This window comes from Peribacillus sp. P4_C12 (genome assembly GCF_056402095.1).
The window spans coordinates 1-2,510 of sequence record NZ_JBFUIB010000517.1 but is presented as its reverse complement, the minus strand read 5'-3'; the positions used below and the strand labels follow the sequence as shown (position 1 = coordinate 2,510).

The 2,510-nt window shown below is 33.5% G+C and carries 3 protein-coding genes; 1 reads left to right on the top strand and 2 read right to left on the bottom strand.

Translation table 11 applies throughout. The features are described from left to right. Positions 1-703: hypothetical protein (locus AC1DUW_RS25810; RefSeq protein ID WP_477643820.1), on the bottom strand; the 703-nt coding region annotated here is incomplete at its 3' end. 480 nt (positions 704-1,183) lie between these two features. Then, complete coding sequence (locus AC1DUW_RS25805; RefSeq protein ID WP_477643819.1) at positions 1,184-1,645, bottom strand: hypothetical protein; 462 nt, start codon at positions 1,643-1,645, stop codon at positions 1,184-1,186. Positions 1,646-1,923: 278 nt separating this feature from the next. Here AC1DUW_RS25805 and AC1DUW_RS25800 point away from each other — a divergent pair. Then, positions 1,924-2,510, top strand: a 587-nt coding sequence (locus AC1DUW_RS25800; RefSeq protein ID WP_477643818.1) for a recombinase family protein, incomplete at its 3' end; no start/stop codon positions are given.

Sequence of the window (2,510 nt, the reverse complement as noted above, 5' to 3'; positions counted from 1 at the left end):
AATATACACTCAAGGTGTCAAAGGTATCCTGCTGAGTCGTTGTTTGTTGTTCAATTGTCTCCTCCAAAGATTTTATAGTTCCTAAAAAGTCTTGTTCACCTTTTTTAATTAAGGTACTAAATTCTTCATTCCTTTGGTTTTGAGCTTGTAAAAATTGACTTTGAAATTCACTAACAATGGAGTCGATTCTGTTTTTTTGACTTTCAATGGAAGAAGTTAGGTCATTCAATTTTTCAGTATTTTTATTCAAAGCTGTCGAGGTCTCTGTCAAATCTCTTTCAACATGTCCTAAATGCTGACCAACAGACTGCCTAAATTTAATTGTAGATTGTCTGACACCTTCAATATCATCAGGTGTTTTTGATACAACTAATTGAGATAAATACACAAGAAAAGCCTCAATGTAACTAAAAATATTAGCCAATCGTTGTTCGTTATAATCATTTTTGAAATAGTTAATTTCACTCAGGACTTGTGAAATTGGACTGTGTATATAGTTCATGGTATTTTCCGAGACTAACCACGGGTCTACTTTATCCAAAGTGTCTTTTAGAAAATCAAAGGTTATTCTTATCCGTTCTAGCATTTCAAGTCCTCTGCTTGAAATATTAGAGGAGTCAATTTCTTGTAAAATTTCAAGGACACTTTCTGTATTAGAGTAGGCAACATGCCCAGTCGTACGTTCTTCTAATGCAATTTGCACTGCTTTATTCCTCCTCTACCAATAATCAATATAGTAGAAATTATACAACAAGATTAGCTATTAATGGAGAAATTTGTGACAATATACCTGTTATATCCCCCTATTTTCTCTTTTACACTTTAAAACTGAATCCATTAAGCAGAAGATATATACTACTTAAGATGAATCTGGGGTATTATCTAAGCCTGCTGTGGTGTCCATGATAGTGTGTTGGTTTGATACAGAAACCACGCTCCTCCACACACAATCATTCATTATTTCCGACACGACTCAAATAATGAACACGATATAGGGCTGTAAAGTGATAAATCAATCAGAGATACCCTGATGCTGTTCGATAAGAATAATACACAGCAGGGTGTAACCTATTGAGTGTTATCTAAGGAAAGATATCGCTGCTTTTTTAATGTTGTTTTCGAAAAGCTATAAGTTTTCAAAAGGTACAAAAAAAACCACCTATGATGCAGGTGGCTTTTTTGTTTATAAAATACTTTTTAATTTGCTTCTGAATTTAGTAGTAAATACGTCTTCAGCAATGGCTGAGATGAATAGTTGAAATAAATCATCTTCAGTTAAATCCAATGGGCGGAGAATCAAACGTTCATTATCGTTTTTATTGTACTTATAGTATGCGAACCGTATTTCATCTTCTTGTGTTGCTTTTACATGTATACGTTCAATTGTACTAACATGGTCTTTTTTTTGAAGTCTTCCTTGATTCAGTAAGTTACAGTAATCAGTTTGTTTTAACACTTTCTTTTCTGCCGCATTAGGTTCTTCTAAGTTATCTAATACTTTCATTTCCAATAGGAACTTTGCAATTGCGACATTAATTAATGAGTTCTTAGGTACATTAATTTGTTCACCTAAGATATCAAGACCATCAACTAGAGATTGGTTTAAATACATATTGAATCGTTGAGTTTTTTCTTCGTTATTCATTTCAACATCCCCCTTTTATGAATCTATATAACACTATGTGTTAAATTAACACATAATGCAATTTTAACACCAAAAACGTATTATGTAAATATTTAACAAAAATAAAACAGTCTCAAAAGGTACACTTTCTGCAACGCATTTTGTGAAACGGTCGAATAAGGGTTCGTATTGTCTCATATGGTATCAAATCCAATTATGAAACGTACCGTAATTAACATTTACCTTTTGATACACATCCGATAAGATGAGAGTATAAAATAACAAAGGCGGAATTAACCATGGACAACAAAGAATTCGGATATGTACGAGTAAGCAGTAAAGACCAAAATGAAACACGACAAATGGATAGCATGTATGCTCTTGGAATTGATGAACGTGATATTCATATTGATAAGCAAAGTGGTAAAGACTTCAATAGACCTCAATACCAAGCTTTGAAATTGCGTTTGCGTAAAGGAGATACACTATACATTCATTCATTAGATAGGCTAGGTCGCAACAAAGAGATGATTCTAAACGAGTGGAATGATATCACTCAGAACATTAAAGCACATATTGTCGTAATTGATATGCCATTATTGGATACACGCAAGTACAATGATTCAATCGGTTCTTTTGTAGCTGACTTGATATTACAAGTATTATCATGGGTTGCCGAAGAAGAGAGAACTAAGATTAAGACTCGCCAAGCAGAAGGCATAGCTTTAGCAAAGGCACAGGGTAAACACCTAGGGAGACCTAAAACATCTATTACATCTGAATTTGAACAGGCTTATAAACAATGGAGAGCAGGAGATATCACTGCAGTTGAAGCAATGAAGAAATCAAATATGACTAAGGCTACATTTTATCGTAAGGTTAAGGA

What these genes read in the sequence shown, in the direction of transcription:
- AC1DUW_RS25805 (WP_477643819.1), bottom strand. Translation starts at nt 1,645, where the DNA reads ATGAATAACGAAGAAAAAACTCAACGATTCAATATGTATTTAAACCAA.